26 protein-coding genes and 2 tRNA genes are annotated in these 23,983 nt (G+C 66.1%); 9 read left to right on the top strand and 19 right to left on the bottom strand.

Annotated features, from left to right (window positions below):
* Positions 1-5 precede the first annotated feature (5 nt).
* Together JHC81_RS04385 and otsB are read right to left on the bottom strand one after the other, a co-directional pair.
* On the bottom strand, positions 6-1,790 hold the full coding sequence (locus tag JHC81_RS04385; protein WP_292171154.1) for a glycoside hydrolase family 15 protein: 1,785 nt from the start codon (positions 1,788-1,790) through the stop codon (positions 6-8).
* A complete protein-coding gene (otsB, locus tag JHC81_RS04380) occupies positions 1,787-2,575 on the bottom strand; it encodes a trehalose-phosphatase (protein WP_292171151.1) in 789 nt (262 codons plus the stop codon). Before otsB ends, JHC81_RS04385 begins: the two co-directional genes overlap by 4 nt.
* Positions 2,576-2,699: 124 nt before the next feature.
* On the opposite strand from otsB, the gene JHC81_RS04375 reads away from it, so the two are divergent.
* Positions 2,700-3,692 (top strand): KpsF/GutQ family sugar-phosphate isomerase, encoded by a 993-nt coding sequence (locus JHC81_RS04375; protein ID WP_292171148.1) that lies wholly within the window; start codon positions 2,700-2,702, stop codon positions 3,690-3,692.
* Here the strand turns inward: JHC81_RS04375 and JHC81_RS04370 are convergent.
* The 6 genes from JHC81_RS04370 to JHC81_RS04345 all read right to left on the bottom strand — a co-directional run bounded on the left by JHC81_RS04370 (position 3,689) and on the right by JHC81_RS04345 (position 6,781).
* On the bottom strand, positions 3,689-3,934 hold the full coding sequence (locus JHC81_RS04370) for a hypothetical protein (protein ID WP_292171145.1): 246 nt from the start codon (positions 3,932-3,934) through the stop codon (positions 3,689-3,691). The genes JHC81_RS04375 and JHC81_RS04370 overlap by 4 nt on opposite strands.
* Positions 3,935-4,011: 77 nt before the next feature.
* The gene (gene lptB / locus JHC81_RS04365; RefSeq protein ID WP_292171141.1) at positions 4,012-4,809 is read right to left on the bottom strand and encodes an LPS export ABC transporter ATP-binding protein; all 798 of its coding nucleotides are present in this window, start codon (positions 4,807-4,809) and stop codon (positions 4,012-4,014) included.
* A gap of 22 nt (positions 4,810-4,831) precedes the next feature.
* Positions 4,832-5,311, bottom strand: coding sequence for an LptA/OstA family protein (locus JHC81_RS04360; RefSeq protein ID WP_292171140.1), 480 nt, complete (start codon positions 5,309-5,311; stop codon positions 4,832-4,834).
* 2 nt (positions 5,312-5,313) lie between these two features.
* The gene (lptC, locus tag JHC81_RS04355; protein WP_292171138.1) at positions 5,314-5,970 is read right to left on the bottom strand and encodes an LPS export ABC transporter periplasmic protein LptC; all 657 of its coding nucleotides are present in this window, start codon (positions 5,968-5,970) and stop codon (positions 5,314-5,316) included.
* Complete coding sequence (locus JHC81_RS04350) at positions 5,970-6,584, bottom strand: ribonuclease D (protein ID WP_292171136.1); 615 nt, start codon at positions 6,582-6,584, stop codon at positions 5,970-5,972. Before JHC81_RS04350 ends, lptC begins: the two co-directional genes overlap by 1 nt.
* Positions 6,585-6,694: 110 nt before the next feature.
* Positions 6,695-6,781, bottom strand: a tRNA-Leu gene (locus JHC81_RS04345).
* A gap of 192 nt (positions 6,782-6,973) precedes the next feature.
* Here JHC81_RS04345 and JHC81_RS04340 point away from each other — a divergent pair.
* Complete coding sequence (locus JHC81_RS04340) at positions 6,974-7,960, top strand: complex I NDUFA9 subunit family protein (RefSeq protein WP_292171133.1); 987 nt, start codon at positions 6,974-6,976, stop codon at positions 7,958-7,960.
* Between the two features lie 10 nt (positions 7,961-7,970).
* Here the strand turns inward: JHC81_RS04340 and JHC81_RS04335 are convergent, their stop codons facing one another.
* On the bottom strand, positions 7,971-8,792 hold the full coding sequence (locus tag JHC81_RS04335; protein ID WP_292171131.1) for an undecaprenyl-diphosphate phosphatase: 822 nt from the start codon (positions 8,790-8,792) through the stop codon (positions 7,971-7,973).
* A gap of 141 nt (positions 8,793-8,933) precedes the next feature.
* On the opposite strand from JHC81_RS04335, the gene JHC81_RS04330 reads away from it, so the two are divergent.
* The 4 genes from JHC81_RS04330 to queG all read left to right on the top strand — a co-directional run bounded on the left by JHC81_RS04330 (position 8,934) and on the right by queG (position 12,824).
* The gene (locus JHC81_RS04330) at positions 8,934-9,872 is read left to right on the top strand and encodes a cation diffusion facilitator family transporter (protein ID WP_292171128.1); all 939 of its coding nucleotides are present in this window, start codon (positions 8,934-8,936) and stop codon (positions 9,870-9,872) included.
* A gap of 65 nt (positions 9,873-9,937) precedes the next feature.
* On the top strand, positions 9,938-10,621 hold the full coding sequence (locus tag JHC81_RS04325) for a glutathione S-transferase family protein (protein WP_292171125.1): 684 nt from the start codon (positions 9,938-9,940) through the stop codon (positions 10,619-10,621).
* Positions 10,622-10,713: 92 nt separating this feature from the next.
* Positions 10,714-11,697, top strand: coding sequence for a hypothetical protein (locus JHC81_RS04320; RefSeq protein WP_292171123.1), 984 nt, complete (start codon positions 10,714-10,716; stop codon positions 11,695-11,697).
* A complete protein-coding gene (gene queG / locus JHC81_RS04315) occupies positions 11,697-12,824 on the top strand; it encodes a tRNA epoxyqueuosine(34) reductase QueG (protein ID WP_292171121.1) in 1,128 nt (375 codons plus the stop codon). Before JHC81_RS04320 ends, queG begins: the two co-directional genes overlap by 1 nt.
* A gap of 15 nt (positions 12,825-12,839) precedes the next feature.
* Here queG and JHC81_RS04310 read toward each other — a convergent pair whose 3' ends face one another.
* The 3 genes from JHC81_RS04310 to JHC81_RS04300 all read right to left on the bottom strand — a co-directional run bounded on the left by JHC81_RS04310 (position 12,840) and on the right by JHC81_RS04300 (position 16,485).
* The gene (locus JHC81_RS04310; protein ID WP_292171118.1) at positions 12,840-14,777 is read right to left on the bottom strand and encodes a leukotriene A4 hydrolase C-terminal domain-containing protein; all 1,938 of its coding nucleotides are present in this window, start codon (positions 14,775-14,777) and stop codon (positions 12,840-12,842) included.
* 55 nt (positions 14,778-14,832) lie between these two features.
* Positions 14,833-16,083: a multidrug effflux MFS transporter gene (locus JHC81_RS04305; protein WP_292171115.1), complete on the bottom strand. Its 1,251-nt coding sequence runs from the start codon at positions 16,081-16,083 to the stop codon at positions 14,833-14,835.
* Positions 16,084-16,164: 81 nt separating this feature from the next.
* On the bottom strand, positions 16,165-16,485 hold the full coding sequence (locus tag JHC81_RS04300; RefSeq protein ID WP_292171112.1) for a hypothetical protein: 321 nt from the start codon (positions 16,483-16,485) through the stop codon (positions 16,165-16,167).
* A gap of 192 nt (positions 16,486-16,677) precedes the next feature.
* On the opposite strand from JHC81_RS04300, the gene JHC81_RS04295 reads away from it, so the two are divergent.
* Entirely contained in the window at positions 16,678-16,977 is a 300-nt protein-coding gene (locus JHC81_RS04295) for a hypothetical protein (RefSeq protein WP_292171108.1), read from the top strand.
* Between the two features lie 5 nt (positions 16,978-16,982).
* Here the strand turns inward: JHC81_RS04295 and JHC81_RS04290 are convergent.
* A tRNA-Leu gene (locus JHC81_RS04290) sits at positions 16,983-17,067 on the bottom strand.
* A gap of 128 nt (positions 17,068-17,195) precedes the next feature.
* Between JHC81_RS04290 and JHC81_RS04285 the strand changes: the two genes are divergently transcribed.
* The gene (locus JHC81_RS04285; RefSeq protein ID WP_292171106.1) at positions 17,196-18,140 is read left to right on the top strand and encodes an alpha-L-glutamate ligase; all 945 of its coding nucleotides are present in this window, start codon (positions 17,196-17,198) and stop codon (positions 18,138-18,140) included.
* Positions 18,137-19,207 carry an LLM class flavin-dependent oxidoreductase gene (locus tag JHC81_RS04280; protein ID WP_292171103.1) on the top strand — a complete coding sequence of 357 codons (1,071 nt, stop codon included), beginning with the start codon at positions 18,137-18,139 and terminating at the stop codon, positions 19,205-19,207. Before JHC81_RS04285 ends, JHC81_RS04280 begins: the two co-directional genes overlap by 4 nt.
* Here the strand turns inward: JHC81_RS04280 and JHC81_RS04275 are convergent.
* From JHC81_RS04275 to JHC81_RS04250, 6 genes are all read right to left on the bottom strand, one after another.
* Positions 19,167-20,006 carry a hypothetical protein gene (locus JHC81_RS04275; protein WP_292171102.1) on the bottom strand — a complete coding sequence of 280 codons (840 nt, stop codon included), beginning with the start codon at positions 20,004-20,006 and terminating at the stop codon, positions 19,167-19,169. The genes JHC81_RS04280 and JHC81_RS04275 overlap by 41 nt on opposite strands.
* A complete protein-coding gene (locus JHC81_RS04270; RefSeq protein WP_292171099.1) occupies positions 20,003-20,545 on the bottom strand; it encodes a CcdC protein domain-containing protein in 543 nt (180 codons plus the stop codon). The genes JHC81_RS04275 and JHC81_RS04270 overlap by 4 nt, the downstream gene beginning before the upstream one ends.
* Positions 20,542-21,282, bottom strand: a complete 741-nt coding sequence (locus JHC81_RS04265; RefSeq protein ID WP_292171097.1) for a hypothetical protein — start codon at positions 21,280-21,282, stop codon at positions 20,542-20,544. Before JHC81_RS04265 ends, JHC81_RS04270 begins: the two co-directional genes overlap by 4 nt.
* A 195-nt stretch (positions 21,283-21,477) precedes the next feature.
* Positions 21,478-22,485 (bottom strand): fumarylacetoacetate hydrolase family protein, encoded by a 1,008-nt coding sequence (locus tag JHC81_RS04260; protein ID WP_292171094.1) that lies wholly within the window; start codon positions 22,483-22,485, stop codon positions 21,478-21,480.
* A gap of 43 nt (positions 22,486-22,528) precedes the next feature.
* Positions 22,529-22,789, bottom strand: coding sequence for a hypothetical protein (locus JHC81_RS04255; RefSeq protein ID WP_292171090.1), 261 nt, complete (start codon positions 22,787-22,789; stop codon positions 22,529-22,531).
* Positions 22,786-23,946: an isoaspartyl peptidase/L-asparaginase gene (locus JHC81_RS04250; protein ID WP_292171088.1), complete on the bottom strand. Its 1,161-nt coding sequence runs from the start codon at positions 23,944-23,946 to the stop codon at positions 22,786-22,788. The genes JHC81_RS04255 and JHC81_RS04250 overlap by 4 nt, the downstream gene beginning before the upstream one ends.
* Positions 23,947-23,983: the final 37 nt, after the last annotated feature.

Genomic DNA, 23,983 nt, shown 5'->3' with positions numbered 1-23,983 from the left:
AACGCTCATCGCGCGTCCGTCCAGGATCGGCTGAGCAGGACCGCGCAGTTGATGATGCCAACCAGCGAATAGGTCTGCGGATAGTTCCCCCACAGTTCGTTGTCCCCGAGTGAGATATCTTCGCTGAGCAGGCCCGCATGAGTCCGGCGGCTCAGCATCTGTTCGAAGATTTCGCGCGCCTCCTCGGTGCGGCCGTTCTGGTGCAGGGCCTCGATGAACCAGAAGGTGCAGAAGTTGAAGGCCGTCTCCGGTTCGCCGAAATCGTCCGGCTCGACATAGCGGAACAGATAGGGACCTTTCTTCAGGTCGCGCTCGATGGCGTCGAACGTGGCGACCTGGCGGGGGTCCATCGGATCGATGAAGCCGAGGTCGGTCATCTGGAGCAGGGAGGCGTCCAACTCGCGATTGCCGAAACTGGCGGCGAACCGGCCCTCGTCGGGCAGGAAGGTCTCGGCCTCGACCCGCTTGTGGATGACGTCCGCCCGCTCGCGCCAGAAGGTCGCCCGGTCCTCAAGGCCCAGATGCGCCGCCGCCTTGGCCAGACGGTCGCAGGCGGCCCAGCACATGACCGAGGAATAGGTGTGCACCCGCGCGATGGTGCGGAACTCCCACAGGCCGGCATCGACCTGGTCATGCATGGCGAAGGCGCGGTCCCCGACCCTTTCCAGGGCGTGGAAGTCCTCGACCGTGCCGGGACGAAGCAGCCGCTGATCGTAGAAGCTCTGCACCAGCGGAAGGACGATCTGACCATAGACGTCGTGCTGCAGGTGTTCGCGCGCCTGATTGCCGACACGCACCGGCTTCATGCCGCGATAGCCCGCGACGGTCTCGGTGATCCGCTCGTCGATGTCTTCTTCCAGACCGACACCATAGACGGGCTGGACGTGGCCACCCGCGGACTGGTCGACGAGGTTCCTGAGGTAGCCGAGGTAGTTCTCCAGGATGTCCACGGCACCCAGCCGGTTCAGCGCCCGCACGGTATAATAGGCGTCGCGGATCCAGCAGTAGCGATAGTCCCAGTTGCGCCCGCTCTCGGGAAACTCGGGCACCGAGGTGGTCATGGCCGCGACAATGGCCCCCGTCTCCTCATAAGCGCAGAGCTTCAGGGTGATGGCCGCGCGGATCACTGCCTCCTGCCAGTCCAGCGGCAGATAGAGGGTCCGGACCCAGTCCTGCCAGTAGGCCACGGTGCGATCCAGAGCGGCTTCCACGCCCGCGCCGACCTCCTGATCGTAGCCCTCGTCGGGTCCCAGGAAAAAGGCGTGGGGTTTCTCGAGACGGAACGTCCGCTCGTCGAGGATATGCGACACCGGGCAGTCGGTGGTCAGACGGAAGGTGACGTCGGTGCAGACATAGCGGATGTGGTTCGATCCACTGGTACACTCCGCCCGACGCGCGCCCCAGTCGGCCGAGGGGCGTAGGCGCACAGTGATGCGGGGCGATCCGTTCAGAGGGCGCACGATCCGCCCGAAGGCCAGCGGGCGATAGGTCCGGCTGTGCTTCATGTGGCGAGGGGCGAAGTCGACGATTTCGACGGCGGCACCGTCCGAGGCCGTCAGCACGGTGCGCAGCACGGGCGTGTTGCGGATGTAGGCCTGTTCGACCGAGGCCTGCTCCTCCAGCCGGATGTCCCAGAAGCCGTGTTCAGGATCGTTGCCGTCCATCAGGGCCGAGAACACGGGATCGCCGTCGACGCGCGGGGCGCAGGCCCAGACGAACCGTCCCTCGCGGTCGATCAGGGCGCTGATCGAACAGTTGCCAATGGGGGCGAGGTCGAGGTTGGGGGTCATGCGATCTCCTCGATCCGGTCCAGCCAGTCCAGCACAGCGTCCACGTCGGGAAGGCCGAAGCGGGCCGCCGTTCCGCGCGGCGGTCCGACCAGAACGCCGAATCCGCCCAGTGCCTCGGCGGCTTGGAAGCCGTATTCGTCCGTCAGATCGTCGCCCAGCATGACCGGTATGGCACCCCTGAACGGGGCCTCGTTCATGAAGGCCGTCAGCGCGGTCCCCTTGTCCGATCCCGGCGTCTTCAGTTCGATCACCAGATTGCCGGGTTGAAGGCTCAGGCCCGTCTCCTCGGCCAGGCGCTCGGCCAGGGCCTCGGCGGCGGCGGCATGGGTGGGTGCGCCCCGGAAGTGCAGGCCTGCGGCGACCGTCTTGTCCTCGACGATCATGCCGGGTCGAGTGCGGGCAAAGTCGTCGAAGGCCTCGACCGCCTCACGCACGGCCGCGTCGGGCTCGGATCGCAACAGCTGGCCATCGGCCCGGCGGCGTTCGAGCCCATGCACACCCGAGGCCGACGCTACGGCCTCGTCCGCGATCCGGTCGATCTCCTTGATGGTGCGTCCGCTCAGGATCGCGACACGCCCGGCGAGGCGTTGGCCCAGAGATTTCAGGCTGGCCGTTCGGCGAGGGTCAGCAACCACATCGTCCGGGGTTGAGGCCAGAGGGGCCAGGACGCCATCCATGTCCAGAAACAGGGCGGGACGTTGAAGCCGTAGGGGTGGAGGCGGCAATTGCGCGGGGGTATCGGCGCGCGCTGTCGCGGCACCCTGGGTCGTCTCTAGCGTCACCATGGGCCTCCTAACGCATCAACCGCTCTGGGTTTCCCGCAAGCGTCACCTTTTCTTCGCAGGCGCAGCATGCACGGGCCAGGACTCAACATTGTGAAACCGGCGGGGATGGGTCAAATCCCTGTTCATGAGCACGCTCGAGCCCCTATCCGCCGATCCCGCCGCCATGGTCGCCAGGGCGCGGGAGGTGATCGCCCTGAACATCTCTGCGCTCCAGCAGCTGGAGGCGGCGATCGATGACAGCCTGGCCCGGGCGGTCGAGGTCATCCTGTCGCGTCCCGGCTATCTGGTGGTCACCGGCATGGGCAAGTCGGGCCATATCGGGGGCAAGATCGCCGCGACCCTGGCGTCGACCGGCACCAACGCCTTCTTCGTTCACCCGGCGGAGATGAGCCACGGCGACCTGGGCATGCTGCGCAAGGATGTGACCCTGCTGGCCATCTCCAACTCGGGCGAAAGCCGAGAGTTGCGCGATCCGCTGATCTACTGCCAACGCGAAGGCATTCCGGTCATCGGCATCACCCAACGGCCGAACAGCTTCCTGGGCCGGATGTCCGCGATCTGCCTGACCTTGCCGAATGCGCCGGAGGCACATCCCGACGGCCTGGCCCCCACCACCTCGACCCTGATGACCCTGGCCATGGGGGATGCACTGGCTATGGTCCTGACCGAGCGGCGCGGTTTCACCGCCGAGGATTTCGGCCTGCACCATCCCGGCGGCAAGCTGGGCATGAGCCTGCAGAGCGTGCGCGACTGGATGGGCGACCGGCCGCCGGCCCCGGCCACGGTTCCGCTGGATGCCAGCTTCGCCGAGGTCGTCTCGGCCATTACCGAAGGTCGCAAGGGGGCGGCCGCCGTGGTCAATGAGGACGGCACCCTGGCGGGCATCGTCACCGACGGCGACGTGCGCCGGGCCTTTGCGCGGGGCGACCTCAGCGGCCTGACCGCCGCAGACGTCATGAGCCCCCGCCCCAAGGTCATCGACCCCAGCGCCCGCATGAGCGACGCCATTGACCTGATGACCCAGAACAAGATCGCCACCCTGCTGATCGTCGAGGACGACCGCCCGGCCGCCATCGTCCACATTGCCGAGCTGATGCAGGCGGGATATGTCGGCTAGCCGAACTCGGCTGCGCCCCGTTTGACCATGTCCTGGACGATCGGATCCATCAGACAGCCGACCACCTCCAGATCATAGGCGTCTTCCGCCGCCGCCCGATCCGTCAGCCGGGGCAGCTTGGTGGGGCGAAGAGAGCGCAGGCGATATTCCGACTTCAACACCGCGCCGTGCGCGTTTATGCGCTCCAGCAGCTCCAGCCGGACACCGGCCTCGCTTTTCAGAAGAGTGTTCCTGACGGCCATGGTCGCCTCCCCGATGTGGCGAGGATGACACGGCCTTCTGCAAATGTGGAGTCACGGCGTGGTGAGTGGCGATCGCCTCAGCCGTACATGTCGCCCAGATAGACGCGGCGGACCTCGGGGTCGCGGATCACGTCCTCGGCCTTGCCCTCGAACAGGACCGAGCCGCCAGAGATGATCGAGGCGTGGTCGATGATTTCCAAGGTCTCGCGCACATTGTGGTCGGTGATCAGCACGCCGATCCCCCGCCCCGCCAGATAGCGGATAACTTGGCGGATGTCGGCGATGGCCAGGGGGTCGATGCCGGCAAAGGGTTCGTCCAGCAGCATGAAGCTGGGTCGACCCGCCAGGGCCCGCGCGATCTCGCAGCGACGGCGTTCTCCGCCCGACAGGCCGGAGGCCGGGGCATGGCGCAGGTGGTCGATGCGCAGCTCTTCCAGCAGACGGCTGGTCTCGTCGGCGATAGCCTTGGCACCCGTATGATGCAGTTCGACAACCGCTCGCACGTTCTGCTCGACCGTCATGCCGCGAAAGATGGAGGCCTCCTGCGCCAGATAGCCCAGGCCCATGCGCGCCCGCTGGTACATCGGCTGGGCCGTCACATCCTCGCCGTCCAGCCAGATGCTGCCGCTGTCCGGCGGGATCAGGCCGGTGATCATGTAGAAGCAGGTGGTCTTGCCGGCACCGTTGGGTCCCAGCAGGCCGACGACCTCGCCGCGCTGAACGTTCAGGGAGACGTCCTGCACGACCTTCCGCTGACCGAAGGAGCGGGCGATGTTCCGCACGCGCAAGCCCTTGGTCGCTTCGGGCGCAGGCGTGGCGTCCGCCGCAAGCGGCGTCTCCAGCACATTGAGGGCCGACAGTTCCTTGCGCGCCATGCGTCAGGCCGAGCCGCTAGGCTCAGTTCCCCGCGCTGTTGGGATAGAAGACGCCCTGGACCCGACCGTTGGAGCCGCCTTCCAGCCGCGCAGATTCCGTGCGGGTGTTGTAGGTCAGACGCGAGCCCGTCGCGACGTTCTCGCCCTGGGTCAGGATGACGTCGCCGGTGACGACGATGGTGTCATTGGCGGTGGTGTAGGTGGCGCGGTCGCCGCGGATGGTCTCTTTAGGGGTGACGAAAAAGACGTTCCCAGTCGCTTCAATCTCGCTTTCGCCAGCCTGATTTAGACCAGAGATTTGATCTGCACGAAACCGATTCTCGCCTTGTATCAGTTCAGCGCGGCCTCTCAGCGTCACGGTGCCTTTGTCCGCTTCGAACGAGTCACCGCTGTAGGCTATGGGCGCATCGGCGCTGCTGCCCCGCGCGGTCTGGGCATCGCCCAGGCTGGGCAGGGCCAGTGCGACCAGCAGGACGGCGGCGGCGGTGAGGGTCTTGGTCATGCTCATGGATCCGAACGCGACGGGTTGAATGTCCCGCGCACCTTGTTATCGCCCGTGCCGCTGAACACGACCCGGTCACCCTGTTCATAAATGGCATAGGACGAAGCGTTGATGGTTCCAAGAGGGCCCGTGCCCTGAACACCCTTGTTGCCGGTCACAATGCCGGTGGAGGTATCGACCACGGCCTCTGGCGTGACCAGGGTGAAGCCGGAGCCGCCGTCGGCGATCCGCACGTTCGGCCCGATGGTGACGGTCTTGGCGACCTGGTCATAGGTGCCACCGTCGGCGGTCAGTTCGGTGACCTTTCGACCGCCCAGGTTCAGCCTCAGCGCGGGGCCGACCAGGCGGAAACGCCCGGTTTCCGGATCGCGGATCGCGCCCTTGGCCCCGATGACGAAGCTGCGGCCCTCCGCGTCCTGGCCATGGAACATGGGGTTGTCCAGGCGGACCTCGCTGCTGGCCCCGGCCTGGCGTTCGACATCCGACATGACGGTGCGCAGGACGATCCAGCTGATGGTCCCGCCCGCCAGCACCAGGATGACGACCGGCAGCACCCGGCGCAGCAGCCGGACCCGCCGCGAGCGCGCGCGAAAGGCCGCGGCCGTCGCGGCGACGCGGGCCTCGTCATCATGGTCGCGGATGTCGTCGGGCGTGGTCATCAGCTGTGCGCGAAGATGTCCATCTCGTCCCAGCCGGCCAAGTCCAGCGCGGACCGCGTCGGCAGGAAGTCGAAGCATTTGCGGGCCAGATCGGTGCGGCCCTCGCGCGCCAGCATCATGTCCAGCCGCGCCTTGGCGGCGTGCAGATACAGAACGTCAGAGGCGGCGTAGTCGAGCTGGGCCTGCGTCAGCTCCGCATTGCCCCAGTCGCTGGACTGCTGGGCCTTGGACAGGTCGACCCCGACCAGTTCGCGCACGACGTCCTTCAGGCCGTGCCGATCGGTGTAGGTGCGCGCCAGTTTGGAGGCGATCTTGGTGCAATAGACGGGTCGGGTCTCGACCCCCAGGTGCAGCTGGAACATGCCGATGTCGAACCGGCCGAAATGGAAGATCTTGGTCACCGCCGGATCGGCCAGCAGCCGCTTCAGGTTCGGACAGTCATAGGCGGGGCGGTTCAGGCGCACGACATGGGCGTCGCCGTCGCCGGACGACAGCTGGACCACGCACAGGGGGTCGCGGCGAAAACGAAGCCCCATGGTCTCGGAATCGATCGCGACCTCGGGGCCCAGATCCAGGTCGTCGGGCAGGTCGCCCTGATGCAGATAGACGGTCATACCCTCCCGTAAACCAGCCGGGGCCGTGAGGCGATAGGGGCGATGCTGTCGGCGCAGGCCAGAAACGAAAACGGCGCCGCATCTTGTCGATGCGACGCCGTTCGAATGATTGGTGCCCAGGAGAGGACTCGAACCTCCACGACCTTTCGATCACTGGCACCTGAAGCCAGCGCGTCTACCAATTCCGCCACCTGGGCCCGGATGTCACCGCGCCGGGGCGCGTTTCCATCTGGAAGGCGCGGACCCTTAAGGCAGGGTCCAAGTCGGGTCAACAGGGTTTTATCGCCATTGCGTTGCGAGCGGCGGGCGCATCGTCTAATCCCCAGCGCAGCAAGGGTTCGGCCAGCCATGTCCGCCCCGGTTTCGCGTCGTCTTCGGAGCAGTTCGCCATGAACGAAGTCACCCCCGGCCTGGTCACCGTCTTCGGCGGCTCCGGCTTCGTCGGCAGCCAGGTGGTCCGCGCTCTGGCCCGCCGCGGCTGGCGGGTGCGGGTGGCCGTGCGCCGCCCGGACCGCGCCTATGACCTGAAGCCCCAGGGGGACGTGGGCCAGATCGTCGCCGTCCGCTGCGACGCGACCCGCCCGGAGGATGTCGCCGCCGCGCTTAAAGGGGCTGACGCCGTCGTCAATCTGATCGGCATTCTGTACGAAAGCGGCAAGCGGACCTTCGAGGTCATGCACGTCGAGACCTCGCGCGTGATCGCCGAGGCCTGTGCCGCCGCCGGTGTCGATCGCCTGGTGCAGATGTCGGCCATCGGAGCCAATCCGGAAGGCGCGTCCGATTATGCCCGGACCAAGGCCGAGGCCGAGATGGCGGTGCGGGCCGTCAAGCCGGACGCGGTCATCGTGCGTCCGTCCATCGTCTTCGGGGCAGGCGACAACTTCCTGAACCAGTTCGCCCGCATGGCGCAGTTCGCTCCGGCCCTGCCGCTGATCGGTGGCGGCCAGACGAAGTTCCAGCCGGTCTATGTCGGCGACGTAGCCGAGGCCGTGGCGCGTGCCATCTCATTGCGCGAAGCGGCGGGCCGCACATTCGAACTGGGCGGACCGGCGGTCATGACGTTCGAGGATCTGCTGAAACTGGTCCTGCGCGAGACCTATCGTCCGTCGCGGGGCTTGATCCCGCTGCCGTTCTTCGCCGCCAAGATGATCGGCGGCATGGCCCAGCTCAGCACCATGGTCGGCATCCCGCCGGTCCTGACGCGCGATCAGGTCGTTCTGCTGGAAACCGACAATGTCGTCGCCGAGGGGGCCGAGGGTCTGGCCGCACTGGGCATCGAGCCGACGGGCGTGGAGGCGATCGCCGCCTCCTATCTGTGGCGCTATCGCAAGGGCGGCCAGTTCGCCTCTGCGCCGGTGAAGACGACGCCGGTCTGAGGATCAGGCTTCAGGCGATCCCGGCCCACACGAGGCCCAGGCCGATCACGCCGACCACGATCCGCCACCAGGCGAAGGGTGCAAAGCCGTGGCGGGCGACGAAGTCCACCATGGCCTTCACCACGACCCATCCGACCGCGAACGAGACGACGAAGCCGAGCGCAATGATCCAGGCGAAGTCGGCGTCGATGGATGCGCCAGACTGGACGATGTCCCAGCCGGAAGCCGCGACCATGGTCGGGATGGCGAGGAAGAATGAGAATTCCGCCGCCGCCCGCTTGTCCAGGCCCAGCACCAGGGCACCCGAGATGGTTGCTCCGGAGCGCGAGACGCCGGGAATGACGGACAGGCACTGAAACAGGCCGATGCCCAGCGACCGCTTCCATGACACGGTCATGGCATTGTCCTCGGTCGGAGCCGGCGCAAACCGCTCCAGCGCCAGAAGGCCGAAACCGCCGAGGATCAGCGTGGTGCAGATCACGGTGACCGCCAGACTGCCCTCCACGTCGAACAGAACCTCGGTGATGAAGTCGTACAGAAAGACACCGGCGAACACCGAGGGGATGAAGGCGACGGCGATGCTGATGGCGAAGTGACGGGATTGCGGATCGGTTGGCAGGGTGACCAGCACCTTCCACAGGCGCGCGAAATACAGGGCCACCACGGCCAGGATCGCCCCCAGCTGGATCAGCACGACGAAGGAGGCCCAGCGCGGATCGGTCAGGCCGAGCAGCTTCTGCGTCAGAAGCAGGTGGCCGGTAGACGACACAGGAATGAATTCGGTCAGGCCCTCGACGATGCCCAGGATGATCGCTGCGATCCAGTCCGCCATGATGTCCGCTCAAAGCGCGGCACCATCGCCGCGACCCAGCCTTTAGCCAGAGAGCGGACGATAGGCGAGCCTCGGATGCGACGTATCGGCGCGACATCGTTCGCCTTGGCATCGTCTCCGCTTTCCGCGACAAGGCCGTGAATGACATCCGTACCTTCGTCCGACGCCCGCGCGGCCACCCGCGACATCACCCGCCTGGCGGTGGCTGTGGCCGTGGTGCTGATCGTGTTGAAGGCCTTTGCGCTCGGTGCGTCGGGGTCGGTGTCCATCCTGGCGTCTCTGGCGGATTCGGCGCTGGATCTGGTGGCGTCGCTGGCGACCTTCTTTGCCGTGCGCTGGGCCGCCGCGCCGGCCGATGAGGATCATCGGTATGGCCACGGCAAGGGCGAGGCCCTGGCGGCGCTGGTCCAGTCGGGTCTGGTGTTCGCCTCGGCGGTTTTCATCGGCTTTGAGGCCATACAGCGGATGTTCGACCCTCAACCCGTCAGTTCGGGCATGACGGCGGTCGTCGTCGTGGTGTTGTCGATCGGTCTGACCGGCTGGCTGATCTGGATGCAGTCGCGGGCGATGCAGCGCAGTGGCTCGTTGGCCGTGGCGGCCGACCGCGCCCACTACGCCAGCGATCTGGCGGCCAATGGCGTGGTGTTGATTGGCGTCATCTCCGGCACCTTCTTGTCGGCTCCCGGACTGGATGCAGCGGCGGGATTGCTGGTTTCGGTCTGGCTGTTCTGGGGTGCGATTGGCATTTTGAAGAACGCCTCTGATCACCTGCTGGACCGCGCTGCGCCCGAAGAGCAGCGCAAGGCGATCGTCGCAGCCGTCCTGGCCGACCCGCGCATTTCGGGCCTGCATCAGTTGCGGACACGGATGGCGGGGACGGTCCTGATGATCCAGATGCATGTTGATCTGGATCCGGGCCTGACCCTGGTCGCGGCCCATGACATCGTGGTCGAGGCCGAAGATCGTCTGCGCCTCGCCTTTCCGGGCTCCGATATCCTGATCCATGCTGATCCGCGCGGTCGCACCCGCCCGGATGAGGTGGCCGAGGCGGCATCTGCCGATGCGGGGCCGTGGGACTGAAATCGCTGCCCCGTTCAGCCGCATAGCTAACGCGGGCTTAACATCCCCGGTCGCATAAGGGCCGGATGTCGGACCCCGTCCTGTATCATTTCGCCTTCGATCCCGCCTCGCGCAGCGTGCGCCTGGCCCTGGGCGAGGCGAAGCTGACGGTGGTCGAGACGCCCGTTCGTCCGTGGGAGGACGATTGCCCGGTCGGCCCGCTGAATCCGTCGGGCATGCCGCCGGTGCTTCAGGTTACGGAACACGGGCGCCTGCTGACGCTGTGCGAACCGGCGGCCATCCTGGGCTGGCTGGAGGATCGGGCCAAGGGCGACTTCCTCCTGTCCACCGACCCTGCCGAGCGGGCCGAGACGCGCCGCCTGATCGGATGGTTCGACCGCCGCTTCACCGATGACGTCAATGCGGTGCTGCTGCACGAGCGGATGGAGAAGCCGCTGCTGCGGCTCGGCCCGCCCGAGGCCCGGGCCCTGCGCGCCGGGCGCGAATCCTTGCGCACCCATCTGACGATGTTCGAGGACTTGTTGACCCTGCGCGATGCCCTGGCCGGCCGCCGCATGGGCCAGGCCGATCTGGTCGCCGCCGCCCATATCTCGGTCCTCGACTATTTCGGTGAGATCGCCTGGGGCAGCTATCCAGGTTTGAAGACCTGGTACATGAAGCTGAAGTCGCGGCCCTCTTTCAGGTCCCTGCTTGCAGACCGGTTTCCGGGTGTGCATCCATCGATCTGGTATGACGATCTCGATTTCTGACACCGGGGGAAAACCAGATGCTTCATCGGATGGGAACCGCGACGGCGGTAGGACTGGCGCTTGTCTCCGCCGCGGTAGGGGCTTCGCCTGCCATGGCAGCGAACGCTCCGCCTGCGGCTCGCGCTCAAGAGGCTACGCCGGCTGACTTCGACGCCTGGCTGTCGCGCCTGATGGCCTGGAATTCGCAATATATGGTCCTGGTCACACGACGAGGCGACCAGATGCTGGCTTTGCTAGACGTGAGTGAGACGCTGCAAGCTCATCTGCAGCGCGGCGACACACGTGAGGCCAAACGATGGGCGGACGCCTGGGCGACCGAGACTAGAACAGCCTACGCTGAGCTGAACGCCATCTATCCGACGTTGCCCGTCGATCCACCCGCTCCGCCCAGGGTACGGGGATCGGAAGAACAAGGGCGGGCAGCACTAAGGCAACAGGTCGAACTGCGTGACCGGATCGGCACCCTGCTGAGACAAACCACGGACAGCGCCGATCAGTTCATCGACAGCGTCGTGACCGCGTCATCGGGTCGTGAAACGGATCTGCAGGCGTTGGGCAGGGCGCATTTTGCGCTGGGTATGGCGCAACTCAATATCGAGATCCTGATGATCGCCAGCAGTCGCCCGGCCCAAGGCGAACCTGCCTACCATTTCTCGGTCGCTTTGGAGGAGGCCAACCATGCCGCGTTGGCCTGGATGCGCTTCATTCAGGCCGATGCAGAAGGGCAACCGAGTGATCCTGCGGGATCGGCTGCGGCGATCAGGACCCGTGCCGCAGCTGCTGCTGGCGCGGCACAAAATCTGAAGCGCGACATTACGCGGCTTCGCACGGAGATCGAGGCGGAACGGCAGCTGGTCGGCACGCCATTGAAAGACACATTGCTGTTCATCTGCACGAGTATGATGAGTAGTGCCGATATCGAGCTGCGGATCGCGGCGCAGCTTGAGATCGTCGCTTCCGCTGTCGCAGCAGACGATGCCGAGGCGTCCATGGAGGCCTATGATGCGATCGACAAGTTGGTGGTTGAACGTTTGGAAACCGACCGTTTGCGCCGTGCGCGCATCTCTGGCGGCTAGTGACTGACCCTCGCGACCCCATCCGCACCGCCGCCACGTCCATGGGCTTCGACGTCTGCCGGTTCGCCTCGGCGTCTGAGCCGTGGAGTGCTGGTGAGCGGCTGGCGCATTTCGTCGAGGCGGGGCGGCATGGCGACATGGGCTGGATGGAGACGACGCTGGCGCGGCGATCCCATCCGACCGCCATGTGGGATGGGGCGCGCACGGCCATCGTCCTGGGCCTCAACTATGGGCCGGGGCACGACCCCCTGCCCGAGATGGCGGACCCCGGAGCAGGGTACATATCGGTCTATGCGCGCGGCGACGACTATCACGAGGTCATCAAGGGGCGGCTGAAGACCCTGGCCGGTCAGGTCGCCGCGCGGACGGGCCAAGACGTGAAGGTGTTCGTGGACACCGCGCCCCTGATGGAGAAGCCGCTGGCCCAGCGGGCAGGTCTGGGCTGGCAGGGTAAACATACCAATCTGTTGAGCCGGGACCAAGGCAACTGGCTGTTTCTGGGCGTTATCCTGAGCGCGGCCGAGATCGCGCCGGATGAGGCGGAGACAGAACATTGCGGGTCCTGCACCGCTTGTCTGGATGTGTGCCCGACACAGGCTTTCCCCGCCCCGTTCCAGCTGGATGCACGGCGGTGCCTGTCCTATCTGACCATCGAGTTCGCGGGGCCCTGGCCGGTCGAGTTTCGCACGGCGACCGGCAACCGCATCTATGGCTGCGACGACTGCCTGGCCGTCTGTCCGTGGAACAAGTTCGCATCGCAAGCGCATGAGGTGCGGGTGAAGGCGCGGGAGGCGCTGGTGTCGCCGCGGCTGGCCGATCTGGCGGCGCTGGATGACAAGGCGTTCCGGGCGCTGTTCTCCAAGAGCCCGGTCAAGCGCATCGGGCGGGATCGGTTCGTCCGCAATGTTCTTTACGCCATCGGCAACAGTGGTGACGCGGATCTGATCCCATCGGTCGAGCGATTGCTGGGCGACCAAGCACCGGTTGTCCGCGGTGCGGCCGTCTGGGCCTTGTCACGGCTGGCGCAAGTCGAAGACTTCGCCCGATGGCGTGAGCGAGCCTTGCGTGGCGAACAGGATCCGACTGTCGCGGAGGAGTGGGCCCGCCTGGATTGGCAGACCCCCTAATGCTGGCCTGCCGCCCTACAGCGGCCGGCCCACCACGGCATCGACGGAGTTGGTCGTCACCGGGTGATAGCCGGGACGTGCCTCGGCATAGAGACGGGTCGCGATCGGGCGGCCCCAGTCGCCCTGACCCCACAGACTGGTGAACAGGGGCAGAACGAATTTGCGGCGCCCCTGGGTGGTCAGGAACCGCTCCAGCGTCGGCACGGCGGGCTGATAGCGATGCTGGACCGCGATCTGGAGCCAGGCGAAGACCAGTTCGGCATTGCCCTCCTGACGCAGGTTCAGGGTCGTCTCCAGATCGGCCAGCTGGGCGTCGGAGAACCAGCGGCCCGAGGCGGGCGGCACCGGCGGACGCCAGGCCAGGAAGCGCTGACGCTCCTGGGTCGACCAGTTGGCCCAGGGAATGGCCGAGGCCGGACCGCCGTCCGCAAAGGCCAGGGCCGCCGCATCGACGGGGGCAAAGGCGTCCGACACCGGCGGCTGCCAGTTCGACGGCATGCCGGGCTGATAGATCCAGGCATCCATCATCAGCTGCGCCTCCAGTTCCGGCGTCGTGACCAGATGGGTGCGGATGTCCTCCAGGAACAGTTCGGTCGTCATGGGTCGGAAGGCGTTGCGCTCGAAATAGCCCGTCAGCCACGCGTCGAACTTCTCGCGGCCGACGATGCGCTCGATGGTGCGCAGGAAGGCGGCCCCCTTCTCATAGGCGACGTCGGTCAGGCCCTCGTCCGGGTCGCGCCCGGCCAGGTCCAGCTTCAACCGGGTGTCAGCGGGCGGCAGGCTGGCCAGGGTGTCCTGAAGATCCCCCCAGCCCAGGGACTGCAGCATCAGGGCCCTGTCGCGACCCTCGGTCGCCTCCATGATGCGGTTCTCGAAATAGACGGTGAAGCCCTCGTTCAGCCAGAAGTCCGCCCAGGTCGCATTGGTGACCAGATTGCCGGACCAGCTGTGCGCCAGCTCATGCGCCACCAGACTGACCAGCGACCGGTCGCCGGCAATGATGGTGGGCGTGGCAAAGGTCATGCGCGGGTTTTCCATCCCGCCGAACGGGAAGGAGGGCGGCAGGACCAGCAGGTCGTACCGGCCCCAGCGGTAGGGGCCGTACAGCGCCTCGGCCGCATCGACCATTTCGGCGGTCGGGATCAGCTCATCGTGGGCGGCGCGCAGGCGCGACGGCTCGGTCCAGACGCCGGTGCGCTCGTCGATGGCCTGGAAATCGATGTCGCCGACGCCGATGGCGATCAGATAGGGCGGCACCGGATTGGTCATGGCGAAGCGCCAGCGCTTCTGGTTGCTCGGGCCAGGCTCGCCATCGGGCGTCAGGCTTTCGGCGGACATGACCACGGCCAGGTCGGCTGGGACGGTGATGGTCGCGTCCCAGGTCTGGCGAATGCCGGGGCTGTCCTGGGTCGGCACCCATGTCCGGGTCAGGATCGCCTGGCCCTGGCTGAACATATAGGGCTGACGACCGCCCGCGGTCTGGGCCGGGGTCAGCCATTGCAGGGCCGCGGCATCGGGGCGGGTCGCATAGGTGATGACGATCTTGCGCGCTTCACCAATCTGCACCGTCAGAGCGTGACCCAGGATGGGATCGTCGCGACCTTCGGTGAAACGCAGGGCCTGGCCAGTGGTGTCGGTGATCGACCGGATATCCAGATTTCGGGCGTCCAGCACGATCTCGGTCGCACCCGGCTGGGCGGCGATGTCGAGGGTGGCTGTGCCAAACAGGCTTTTGCCCGCAAAGTCGGCGGTCAGGTCGAGGGCGACGTGCGTGACCCGCGCGATATTGGGCTGGGCGTAGGTGTGTATGTCCTGCGGGATGGGGCTCATCGCCTCCGACGCCGCGATGGCCGTGACGGCACCCGGGTCGGTCTTCATCGCGTCAGTCGTCTGGCAGGCGCATAGTGCCGTCGACAGGGCCATCATTGAAACCATCATCAGGGGGCGGACCATCACGCGTCTCCTCGCATCAACTGTGCCGGGACAACGCCTCGCCCGGACGAAAAGATCAAGGGGCGGGCGCGGTCGCAGTTGCGTTTCGTCCCGTGAACAGCCGCCCCTTCTCGGCCACGAGGACCAGCACCAGAGACGCCAGCCCCAGGCCGACGAAACCCAGCGTCATGGGCGTGGCGCTGCCGTTGAACTGCTGGCCGATCAGAAAGCCCAGACTGGCCCCGAAGGTGGTGGAGATAAACCCCTGGGCCGAGGAGGCGGTGCCCGCGATATGGCCCATCTTCTCCATCGCCATCGAACCGAAATTGCCCGCGATGAAGCCGAAGCAGAACATGGTCAGGCCTTGCAGGACGGCGAAGGTCCAGATCGTCTCCAGGCCCATCAGGTTCACCACCGAATGGATCGTGGCCATGACGATGAAGCCGATCAGGGCGGTGTGCGAGATCAGCCGTGACCCCAGCTTCTCCACCAGTCGCGCATTCAGCAGGGACGCTACAGCGATGCCGCCCGCCACCGCGCCGAAGACTGTGGTGAACAGATGCGGGGCCTCGAATACGTCGAAGAAAATCTGCTGGCTGGAGTTGATGAAGCCGAACAGCGCGCCCGTGATGCAGGTCATGGCCAGGGTGTAGCCGATGGACTGGCGCTCGGTCAGAGCCTGGCGAAAGGCCCCGGCGATACGGCTGAACTGGATCGGCATCCGATCGTCGGGGGCCAGGGTTTCCGGCAGGCGGATCGCGGTCCAGATCATATAGGCGCTACCGGCCAGGGCCAGCACGCCGAAGATCCACGGCCAGGGCGCGACCGTCAGGATCAACTGGCCCAGGGTGGGGGCCAGGATCGGAATGCCCAGAAAGACCAGAAAGCTGAGCGACATGACCCGCGCCATCGTTCGTCCGGAGTAGCGGTCGCGCACGATGGACACGGCCAACACCCGCAGGGCGGCCGCCCCGATGCCTGTGCCCACGCGGGCCGCGATCAGCAGTTCGAACGTCGGGGCAAACGCAGCCAGCGCGCTGAAAATCACATAGACGCCGAGCCCGAACATGAGCACTGGTTTCCGGCCGTAGCGGTCGGCCAATGGGCCATAGATGATCTGGGTGATGCCGAAGCCCAGCAGATAAGCCGTGACCACCCACTGCCGACTATTTTCGTTGGCGACGCCCAGCGCCTCGCCGATGGCAGGCAGTGCGGGCAACATGGAGTCGATCGCCAACGCATTCAGCGCCATCATCATGGCGATCAGGGCGACGAACTCGGGAAAGCCGGGGCCTTTGACAGAGGTTTCAGTGCCGGCTTGTGTCATGCCGGGTCAGATGCGCCCCCGGGGCGTGCACCGCAACCTTGCTGCCATGACATTTCGCAACAGCGAAGACTCTCGGCCACTCTAAGGGGTGAACTGGATCGTGCGGGCGAACCGGACATCGCCCTGACCCGGCTCGACGCGGCTATCCTGAACCAGCGCCACAGCAGCTTCTCCAAAACCCAGGCCCGGATGGGTCTCGCCCAGAACGACACAGGCATCGACCTTTCCGCTGGCCCGCGCTGTGCACTCGACCGTCACGGCCACAGCCGCCAGCGCAGGAGCCTCCGCCTTCGTCTCCGTAGTCGCCATCGCGGGACGAAGTTCGACTGACGACTCCTCGCGCCACGTCGAAGGATCGGTCGGACCAGGGGTCAGGGCGATGGCGAACAAAAGGGCGATCATGGGGCTAGCCTCCTGACCCATTAATGTTCGCGAAAGGACTGCGTTCCGTAGGAGACATGACGGCATGAGAATGCGCCAGCTTCGCCATATGAACGATTGCTGACGGCCAAGCTGTCGAGGCGTTCAGCAATGACCTGCCAAACCGTGTCCCGTCGAACCGGGTATGACCCGCACCCTCGAAAGGATACCACGATGGCCAGCGCAGCATTGCAAACCGCTCCAGTCAGCGCCGAAATCCGTGCGCTGATGACCGCGCCCGAAACGCGCACCGATCGCATCGCCCGCCTGCAACGCGAGGCCCGTGCCCTGGCGCTGGACGATGTCGAGGCCCTGGTCCGTCAGATGGCCGAGGTCGTGCGGGCCGCTGATGACATCGCCGACGGTCGAGACGCCTATCCGGTCGGGGTGCGCGAGGCCGCGCAGCGTCTGGCGGTCGATCTGCAGGCGCGTGCCGACACGCTGAAAGCGATATTGGGCCGCGTCCTGATCTGAAGAGATGGTGCCCCGGGTCGGACTCGAACCGACACTCCTTTCGGAACCGGATTTTGAGTCCGGCGCGTCTACCAGTTCCACCACCGGGGCCCGCGTCGCGTCCTTTAGCCGGACTGGACCGTTTGTGCCAATAGGCGGCGACCAGCCGTCCACCCGCAGCACGCAATTCTGCAACCGCCCCTCTTGCGTTTCACTGTGGTGTAACGCATCTGGCGTGCATGAGCGCTGCCGAACTGCCCGACCTTGCCGTCGTCTATGAACATCCGGAGTGGTTCGAGCCGCTGTTCGCGGCGCTGGATCGGCACGGCGTCTCCTATGTGAAGGTGCCGCTGGCGGGGCATGGGTTCGATCCGGCGGCGTCGCCTGCACCGGCGCGGGTGGTGTTCAGCCGCGTGGCCATGTCGTCCTTCCTGCGCGAGCCGGAACATCCGATCTTCTATGCCCAGAGCCTGTTCGATCACTGGCAGGGACAGGGGACGCGGGTGGTCAATGCCTCGGCGTTGAACATCGACACCTCCAAGGCCCGGCAGATGAGCCTGATCACGCGTCTGGGGCTGAAGGGTCCGGCGACGCGGGTCGCACACCGGCAGGCCGACATTCCGGCGGCGGCCGAGGGGCTGCGCTTTCCGGTGCTGGTCAAGGCCGATATCGGCGGGGCCGGCGCCGGCATCACCCGCTATGAGACGCCCGAAAGCCTGGCCGAGGCGGCGGGAGAAAAGTGGTGTCCGGTCGGGGTGAATGGCATCTCCCTGATCCAGGAATATGCGCCGCGTCGGGGCGGCAAGATCACACGGGTCGAGACCTTGGGCGGCAAATACCTGTACGCCATCGACATCGAGAGCCCGGGCGATGCTTTCGACCTGTGCCCCGCCGACGCCTGTCTGGTGCGGCCCGGTGCGCCGACCCTGACCATGACCAAGGCCACGCCGCCGGACGAGATCATCGCGGCGGTCGAACGTCTGGCCGACGCAGGCGAGATCGAGGTCGGGGGCGTCGAATATCTGATCGACGACCGCGACGGGTCGGTCCTGTTCTACGACATCAATGGCCTGTCGAACTTTGTGGCCAATCCGGTCGAGGTCCTGGGCTTCGACCCGCATGACAATCTGGTCGCCTGGCTGGCCGGCATCATCAACGACGAAAAGAGAAAGGCCGCGGCATGAGGTACGGTTACTGGGCCCCGGTCTTCGGTGGCTGGCTGAGGAATGTCGACGACGAGCGCGAGGCGTCATGGGAAAACCTGTCACGGCTGATCCGGCGGTCCGAAGAGATCGGCTGGGACCTGACCCTGATCGCCGAGCTGAACCTGAACGACATCAAGGGGATCGAGGCCCCGGCCCTTGATGCCTGGTCCAGTGCGGCGGCCTTGGCGGCGGTGACCAAGACCATCGAGCTGATGGTGGCGGTGCGGCCTAACTTTCATCAGCCCGCCCTTTTCGCCAAGGCGGCGGCCAATATCGACCGGATATCCGGCGGGCGGCTGGCGCTGAACGTCGTCTCGTCCTGGTGGGCCAAGGAGGCGGAAAGCTATGGTCTGCAGTTCGACCAGCATGACGACCGCTATGCCCGCACCACCGAATGGCTACAGGTCGTGGATCGGCTTTGGACTCAGAAGGGCACGGATTTTGAGGGGCAGTTTTACACGCTGAAGGACGCCATCGTGGAGCCCAAGCCGACGTCAACGCCTGCGCGGCCTCGCCCGGTCATCTATGCGGGCGGCGAGAGCGAGGCGGCCAAGACGCTGATCGCGCGCCACTGCGACGCCTATGTCATGCACGGCGACGCGCCGGAGCATATCGCGGCCAAGATCGCGGACATGAAGGCCCGGCGAGAAAGCTTTGGCCTGCCGCCGATGTCCTTCGGTATGGCGGGCTATGCTGTTGTGCGTGACAGCCAGGCCGAGGCGGATCGGGAGCTGGAGCGGATCACCACCATCCCCGGCCTGGCCGAAGGCAACCCGCCCGCCGGCTTCGCCAATTTCGATCAGTGGCTGAGTGGCACCGAACTGGAGCGCGAGCTGAAGATCCGCGAATACAGCGTCTCCAACCGCGGCCTGCGCCCCGGCTTCGTCGGGACGCCCGAAACCGTACGCGAGCGGATCGCCGAGTATGAAGCTGCCGGGTTGGACCTGCTCCTGCTGCAGATGTCGCCGCAGGAAGAAGAGATGGAGCGGTTCGCGGCCCAGGTGATCAACGGGTACGACGGATCCGGCGGGGCTCCTCCAGTCTGAACTGAGTGCGAAAGGAGACCCGACCGATCGGAACGGCATCGTCCGGAGCGTCGCTGTTCACGATGCGAGCATCTTCAATGGCGCGAAGTGCGGCCCGACCGAACCGTCCGTCGTGCGGATGTTCCATCTCGATTTCGCAATCGGACAATGACCCGTCACTCTGGCTGACACAGGTGGTCACGACGAAACCTGAGCCGTAGCGTCCGTCTGGAAACTCAGGCCTCGGGGCTCTACGCCAGGTCAGGCCTTCCGGAAGTCCGTTGTATCCCAAGGCCTTGAGCATCGCGTCACGCGGGTCCACGAGCGGTTTGCCGCATCGCGTCAGAACCTCGTCAATCGCCGTCGAAGATTGCGGGAGTTCTGCGACGAAGGTGACGTTACGACCGCCTTGGCCAGCACTGGGAAGGGTCAGACGCAGTTCTCCGCCAGCCCTGAACTCGCGCGCGAACGGCGCAGGGAAGTCGCCCACGACTACGGTGGAATCCGTTGTCGTTGTCCAGCCAGATTCATAGGCGGGCCTGCCCCTGAAGGAGACCCGCATCGTGCGTCGACCACCTTCCGCGGGCGGGAGACCTGCGATCACACTGTTGAGCGATCCGTCGATACAGCGGAAGGCGATGCTGACTCCGTTGTCGAACGCTGTGAATGCAAGTGTCGTCCGCGTGCTTTCATCGCGAACGATGTCCCAGTCATCGGCGGGTTGGGCGGCTGGCACAATGTCTTGGGCGGACGCCGGGATGGTCATGCACGCCGAGATGAGACAGACCGATCCCCCGGCGACCAAGGCGAGACCTCTCATGATGCGAACTCCAGATGAGCGTCCCGTTCGCCGTGCTGAATTTTTCGCGTACGAATGAACATCTCGACGCGCTGCATGATGACCAGACCAACCACGAACACCATGAACGCATCGGCCAGTGCCAGGGGGTTGATGTGCCAGGCAGCGGCGTTTGCCTCCAGCCAGCCGCGCAGCAGACTGCGTCCGGCCAGCAGGCCCAAGATCAGGATCAAACCCAGCGGCGAGGCGCGAGATTTCAGCGTGCCGTCGGCTTCGCGGAAGATGGTGGTCATCCTGCCGCGCCACCACCCGACTGCGCCCCCGAGCACGAGCCCGACTGCCAGCATCGCCCATTCAGCCGCTCCGAACGGCGATTGATCGGCCGTAGGCGAATAGGTCATGCCCCACAGACCCAAACCGATCATGACGGTGATGAGCAGCGGCACGACCCACATCCATTGCGGTCGCAGAGTGCGCGGCTTGCGGCCCTTGAGAAGTATGACCAGCAGGGCGATCCCGACGCCGATCAGTGGGCCGTACTGTTCGGGTGACATGGTCATCGCGAGGTACGTCTTGTCGGGACATATCGACGATCATCGCTTGTGGCGCGACGCTCTTCATCCGTCTGATAGCCGTCGACAGTGAAAATCGCCCGGAATACAAAACGCGAGGGCCGGAGCGGCGCACCGGGCTGGGCCAGATTGGTGAGGCGGGCGTTGTTCATGCCATCCAGTGTCGCGCGTCCGAACCGTCCATCATGGGGATGTTCGCTCTCCACGACGCAATCTCTGGCTCTTCCGCTCTGGTCTGCGATGCAACTGACGACCGCAAAGCCGCGGGCATAGTCAGTGCGTGGGAAATCCAGGCGAGGCCGAGTTTCCCAGTTCAGGTTCATGGGCAAACCACCGTCAGCGAGCGCGTTCAGTTCGACATCCCTAGGGTCGGTCAGTGGCTTGCCACAACGCGTCAGGGTTTCGTCGATGGCCACAGACGACTGAGGTAGATCGACGGCATAGGTAACGTCCTGGCCAGCAGAGTTGGCGCGCGGAACCGTAAGCCTCAACGACCCCCCACGCCGGAACATCCTGGCCAGCGGGGCGGGCATGTCCGCGACAGCGACCGAAGGCTCGGTCGTCGTGGTCCAGAACGTGTCATCCGTGTCGTCGTCGCCGAACTTGACCCTCAGCGTCCGACGCTCGGTCTGGCTAGCCGGCAAGCCACTGACCACAGCGGAGAAGTCGCCGTCCATGCAGCGAAAACCCAGCGCCAAGCCATTGGAGAACTCGGTGTAGGCCAAGGTTGTGCGCGCTCGCGCGTCCCTATGAAGATCCCAGTCTTGAGACGCGTCTTGGGCGGACGCAACAGATGCGATAGCCAAGGTGGTCACGGTCAGGATAGGTCCAAACGCGCGTGTGCCCCAAGGCTTGGACTTCGACGTGTTCATGACTCGAGTCTACCTCTTCTTGACAGTCTAATGGCGTGACACAGACGATCACACCGCCTCTACCGTCTGCTCGATCGCGCCGAACAGGGTGTGGTGGTGGTCGTCCAGCATTTCGATACGGACGGTGTCGCCGGGTTTCAGGAAGGGCGTTTCGGGCTTGCCGCGCAGCAGCGTCTCGACCGTGCGGACCTCGGCTATGCAGGAATAGCCCAGGCCGCCTTCGCTGACGGGCTTGCCGGGGCCGCCGTCAGCGTCGCGGTTCGACACGGTGCCCGAGCCGATGATCGTGCCGGCCCCCAGGCTGCGGGTCTTGGCCAGGTGCGCGATCAGGGTGCCGAAGTCGAAGGTCATGTCGGTGCCGGCGTCCGCCTGACCGAAGTCCTGACCATTCAGCTGGACCGACAGGGTGCCGTGCAGCTTGCCATCCTTCCAGCGATCGCCCAGCGCGTCGGGCGTGACGAAGACGGGCGACAAAGCACTGGCGGGCTTGGACTGGACGAAGCCGAAGCCCTTGCCCAGTTCGGCGGGGATCAGGTTGCGCAGGGATACGTCATTGACCAGGCCGACCAGCCGGATAGCCTCCAGCGCCTGCTCACGCGTCGCGCCCTGCGGCACGTCGCCGGTGACGACCACGACCTCAGCCTCCAGGTCGCAGCCCCAGGCCTCGTCGGCCAGCGGGATGGGATCGCGCGGGGCCAGGAAGCCGTCGGATCCGCCCTGATACATCAGCGGATCGGTCCAGAAGCTGTCAGGCATTTCGGCACCCCGCGCCTTACGCACCAGTTCGACGTGGTTCACATAGGCCGAGCCGTCGGCCCACTGATAGGCGCGGGGCAGGGGGGCGGCGGCATCGCGTTCATGGAAGCGCCCGCGCGGTACGCCGCCATGCTCCAGGCTTTCGGCCAGGGCGCGTAGATCGGGCTCCAGCCGGTCCCAGTCGTCCAGCGCCGCCTGCAGGGTCGGCGCGATCAGGAAGGCGTCGGTGAACCAGTTCAGATCACTGGAGACGAGGACGAGGCGACCGTCGCGGCCGTGCTTGAGCGAGGCGAGTTTCATGCCTCAAGGCCTAAACGGTTTTTCCGCAAAGGGAAGCCGGTGGTTATGCGGGTGGGGTGATCAGGGCCTTGGCCTCGGCCCCCGTGCGGGCCCCCATGTCGCGCACCTCGACCTCTACGGCGACGGCCCCCTCGAGCTGATGCGCCCACAGATAGCGCCGCTCGACCTCGACCTCACGGCCCGAGGGGGCAAAGCCGGTGAAGATGTCGCCCCACGGGGTCACTGCCTTCAGATCCGACCAGGGCATGGCGCAGGCGGCGTCCAGCTCCTCGATCGCCATGGCGGAGAGTTCGTCGTCGCTCATCGCGGCGGCTCATTGGCATAGATGCCGACCCTGGCCGGTTCGGTCGACGACACCGCGCCGCGATACATGCCCGAGGTGTTCATGTGCAGCCAGGCATCACCGCTGCGGGTCATCACGATCACCCCGCCGCTCCCGCCCAGAGCCTCCACCTGGGCTAGCTCTCGGTCGATGACGACGAAGTCCGGATTGCGAGGGTGTGACAGGCAGATTTCATCCGCCGCGCAGGCCGAGGCGCGTCGCTGACTTGCACGGACATCGGGAGACATCGCGGCTTCGGCCGCGATTCCGGCACAGATATCCCGCGCCACTGTCGCCCGGATGAAATACTCGCCGTCGCCCGTGGCCGAGACGGCGCAGCCGTCGGCGTTGGAGGCATAGGTGCCCGCGCCGATCACCGGCACATCGCCGACGCGGCCCCACTGTTTCGCGGTCATGCCGCCGGTCGAGGTGCCGGCGGCCAGGTTGCCGGACTGGTCCAGCGCGACCGCGCCGACCGTACCGAACTTGCGCTCGTTCAGGGGCGGGGCCTGGCTCTCGTCGATGGCGGCTTGCGGGCCGGGCGCGCCGGCAGGCCGGGCAGGGATGGGCAGGTTGCGCGCCCGCAGCGCCGTCTCAAGCCCCTGCCAGCGGCGCTCGGTGAAGAAGAAGCTGGGCTCGACCTGCTCCAGACCGACCGAGGCGGCGAAGGCGTCTGCGCCTGAGCCGATCAGCATGACGTGCGGGCTCTGCTCCATCACGGCGCGGGCGGCGGCTATGGGGTGACGGGTGGTGGTCAGGCCGGCGACCGATCCGGCGGCCAGGTTCGAGCCGTCCATGACGGCGGCGTCCAGCTCATTGCGGCCCTCTGCGGTGAAGACCGCGCCGCGACCGGCGTTGAACAGCGGGTTGTCCTCCATGATCTGGATGGCCGCCTGGACCGCGTCCATGGCCGTACCGCCGCGTGACAGGATGGCCTGACCCGCCTCCAGCGCGCGGGTCAGGGCGGCGCGGTAGGCCGCGTCCTGCTCGGGCGAAAGGCTGTCGCGCTCGATCACGCCTGCGCCGCCGTGGATGGCGAAGGACCAGCGCGGGGCCTCGGGCTGGGCGGACTGGGCGACGGCTGACGTGGCCATCAGGGCCAGGGCGACAGCGGCGGGGATCAGGCGGGTGAGGGTCATGGCGAGCAGCGTCGGTGATCGCGTCGCCGAACTCAAG

It is taken from the genome of Brevundimonas sp. (assembly GCF_016463295.1).
In the GTDB taxonomy this organism is placed as follows: Bacteria; Pseudomonadota; Alphaproteobacteria; order Caulobacterales; family Caulobacteraceae; genus Brevundimonas.
Note: the sequence above shows the minus strand (reverse complement) of the source record. Positions and strands in the feature narration are given on the sequence as shown.

Coding starts and splice junctions, on each gene's coding strand:
- JHC81_RS04385 (WP_292171154.1), bottom strand. CDS start 1,790: ATGACCCCCAACCTCGACCTCGCCCCCATTGGCAACTGTTCGATCAGC.
- otsB (WP_292171151.1), bottom strand. CDS start 2,575: ATGGTGACGCTAGAGACGACCCAGGGTGCCGCGACAGCGCGCGCCGAT.
- JHC81_RS04375 (WP_292171148.1), top strand. CDS start 2,700: ATGAGCACGCTCGAGCCCCTATCCGCCGATCCCGCCGCCATGGTCGCC.
- JHC81_RS04370 (WP_292171145.1), bottom strand. CDS start 3,934: ATGGCCGTCAGGAACACTCTTCTGAAAAGCGAGGCCGGTGTCCGGCTG.
- lptB (WP_292171141.1), bottom strand. CDS start 4,809: ATGGCGCGCAAGGAACTGTCGGCCCTCAATGTGCTGGAGACGCCGCTT.
- JHC81_RS04360 (WP_292171140.1), bottom strand. CDS start 5,311: ATGACCAAGACCCTCACCGCCGCCGCCGTCCTGCTGGTCGCACTGGCC.
- lptC (WP_292171138.1), bottom strand. CDS start 5,970: ATGACCACGCCCGACGACATCCGCGACCATGATGACGAGGCCCGCGTC.
- JHC81_RS04350 (WP_292171136.1), bottom strand. CDS start 6,584: ATGACCGTCTATCTGCATCAGGGCGACCTGCCCGACGACCTGGATCTG.
- JHC81_RS04340 (WP_292171133.1), top strand. CDS start 6,974: ATGAACGAAGTCACCCCCGGCCTGGTCACCGTCTTCGGCGGCTCCGGC.
- JHC81_RS04335 (WP_292171131.1), bottom strand. CDS start 8,792: ATGGCGGACTGGATCGCAGCGATCATCCTGGGCATCGTCGAGGGCCTG.
- JHC81_RS04330 (WP_292171128.1), top strand. CDS start 8,934: ATGACATCCGTACCTTCGTCCGACGCCCGCGCGGCCACCCGCGACATC.
- JHC81_RS04325 (WP_292171125.1), top strand. CDS start 9,938: ATGTCGGACCCCGTCCTGTATCATTTCGCCTTCGATCCCGCCTCGCGC.
- JHC81_RS04320 (WP_292171123.1), top strand. CDS start 10,714: ATGGCAGCGAACGCTCCGCCTGCGGCTCGCGCTCAAGAGGCTACGCCG.
- JHC81_RS04310 (WP_292171118.1), bottom strand. CDS start 14,777: ATGGTCCGCCCCCTGATGATGGTTTCAATGATGGCCCTGTCGACGGCA.
- JHC81_RS04305 (WP_292171115.1), bottom strand. CDS start 16,083: ATGACACAAGCCGGCACTGAAACCTCTGTCAAAGGCCCCGGCTTTCCC.
- JHC81_RS04300 (WP_292171112.1), bottom strand. CDS start 16,485: ATGATCGCCCTTTTGTTCGCCATCGCCCTGACCCCTGGTCCGACCGAT.
- JHC81_RS04295 (WP_292171108.1), top strand. CDS start 16,678: ATGGCCAGCGCAGCATTGCAAACCGCTCCAGTCAGCGCCGAAATCCGT.
- JHC81_RS04285 (WP_292171106.1), top strand. CDS start 17,196: ATGAGCGCTGCCGAACTGCCCGACCTTGCCGTCGTCTATGAACATCCG.
- JHC81_RS04280 (WP_292171103.1), top strand. CDS start 18,137: ATGAGGTACGGTTACTGGGCCCCGGTCTTCGGTGGCTGGCTGAGGAAT.
- JHC81_RS04275 (WP_292171102.1), bottom strand. CDS start 20,006: ATGAGAGGTCTCGCCTTGGTCGCCGGGGGATCGGTCTGTCTCATCTCG.
- JHC81_RS04270 (WP_292171099.1), bottom strand. CDS start 20,545: ATGACCATGTCACCCGAACAGTACGGCCCACTGATCGGCGTCGGGATC.
- JHC81_RS04260 (WP_292171094.1), bottom strand. CDS start 22,485: ATGAAACTCGCCTCGCTCAAGCACGGCCGCGACGGTCGCCTCGTCCTC.
- JHC81_RS04255 (WP_292171090.1), bottom strand. CDS start 22,789: ATGAGCGACGACGAACTCTCCGCCATGGCGATCGAGGAGCTGGACGCC.
- JHC81_RS04250 (WP_292171088.1), bottom strand. CDS start 23,946: ATGACCCTCACCCGCCTGATCCCCGCCGCTGTCGCCCTGGCCCTGATG.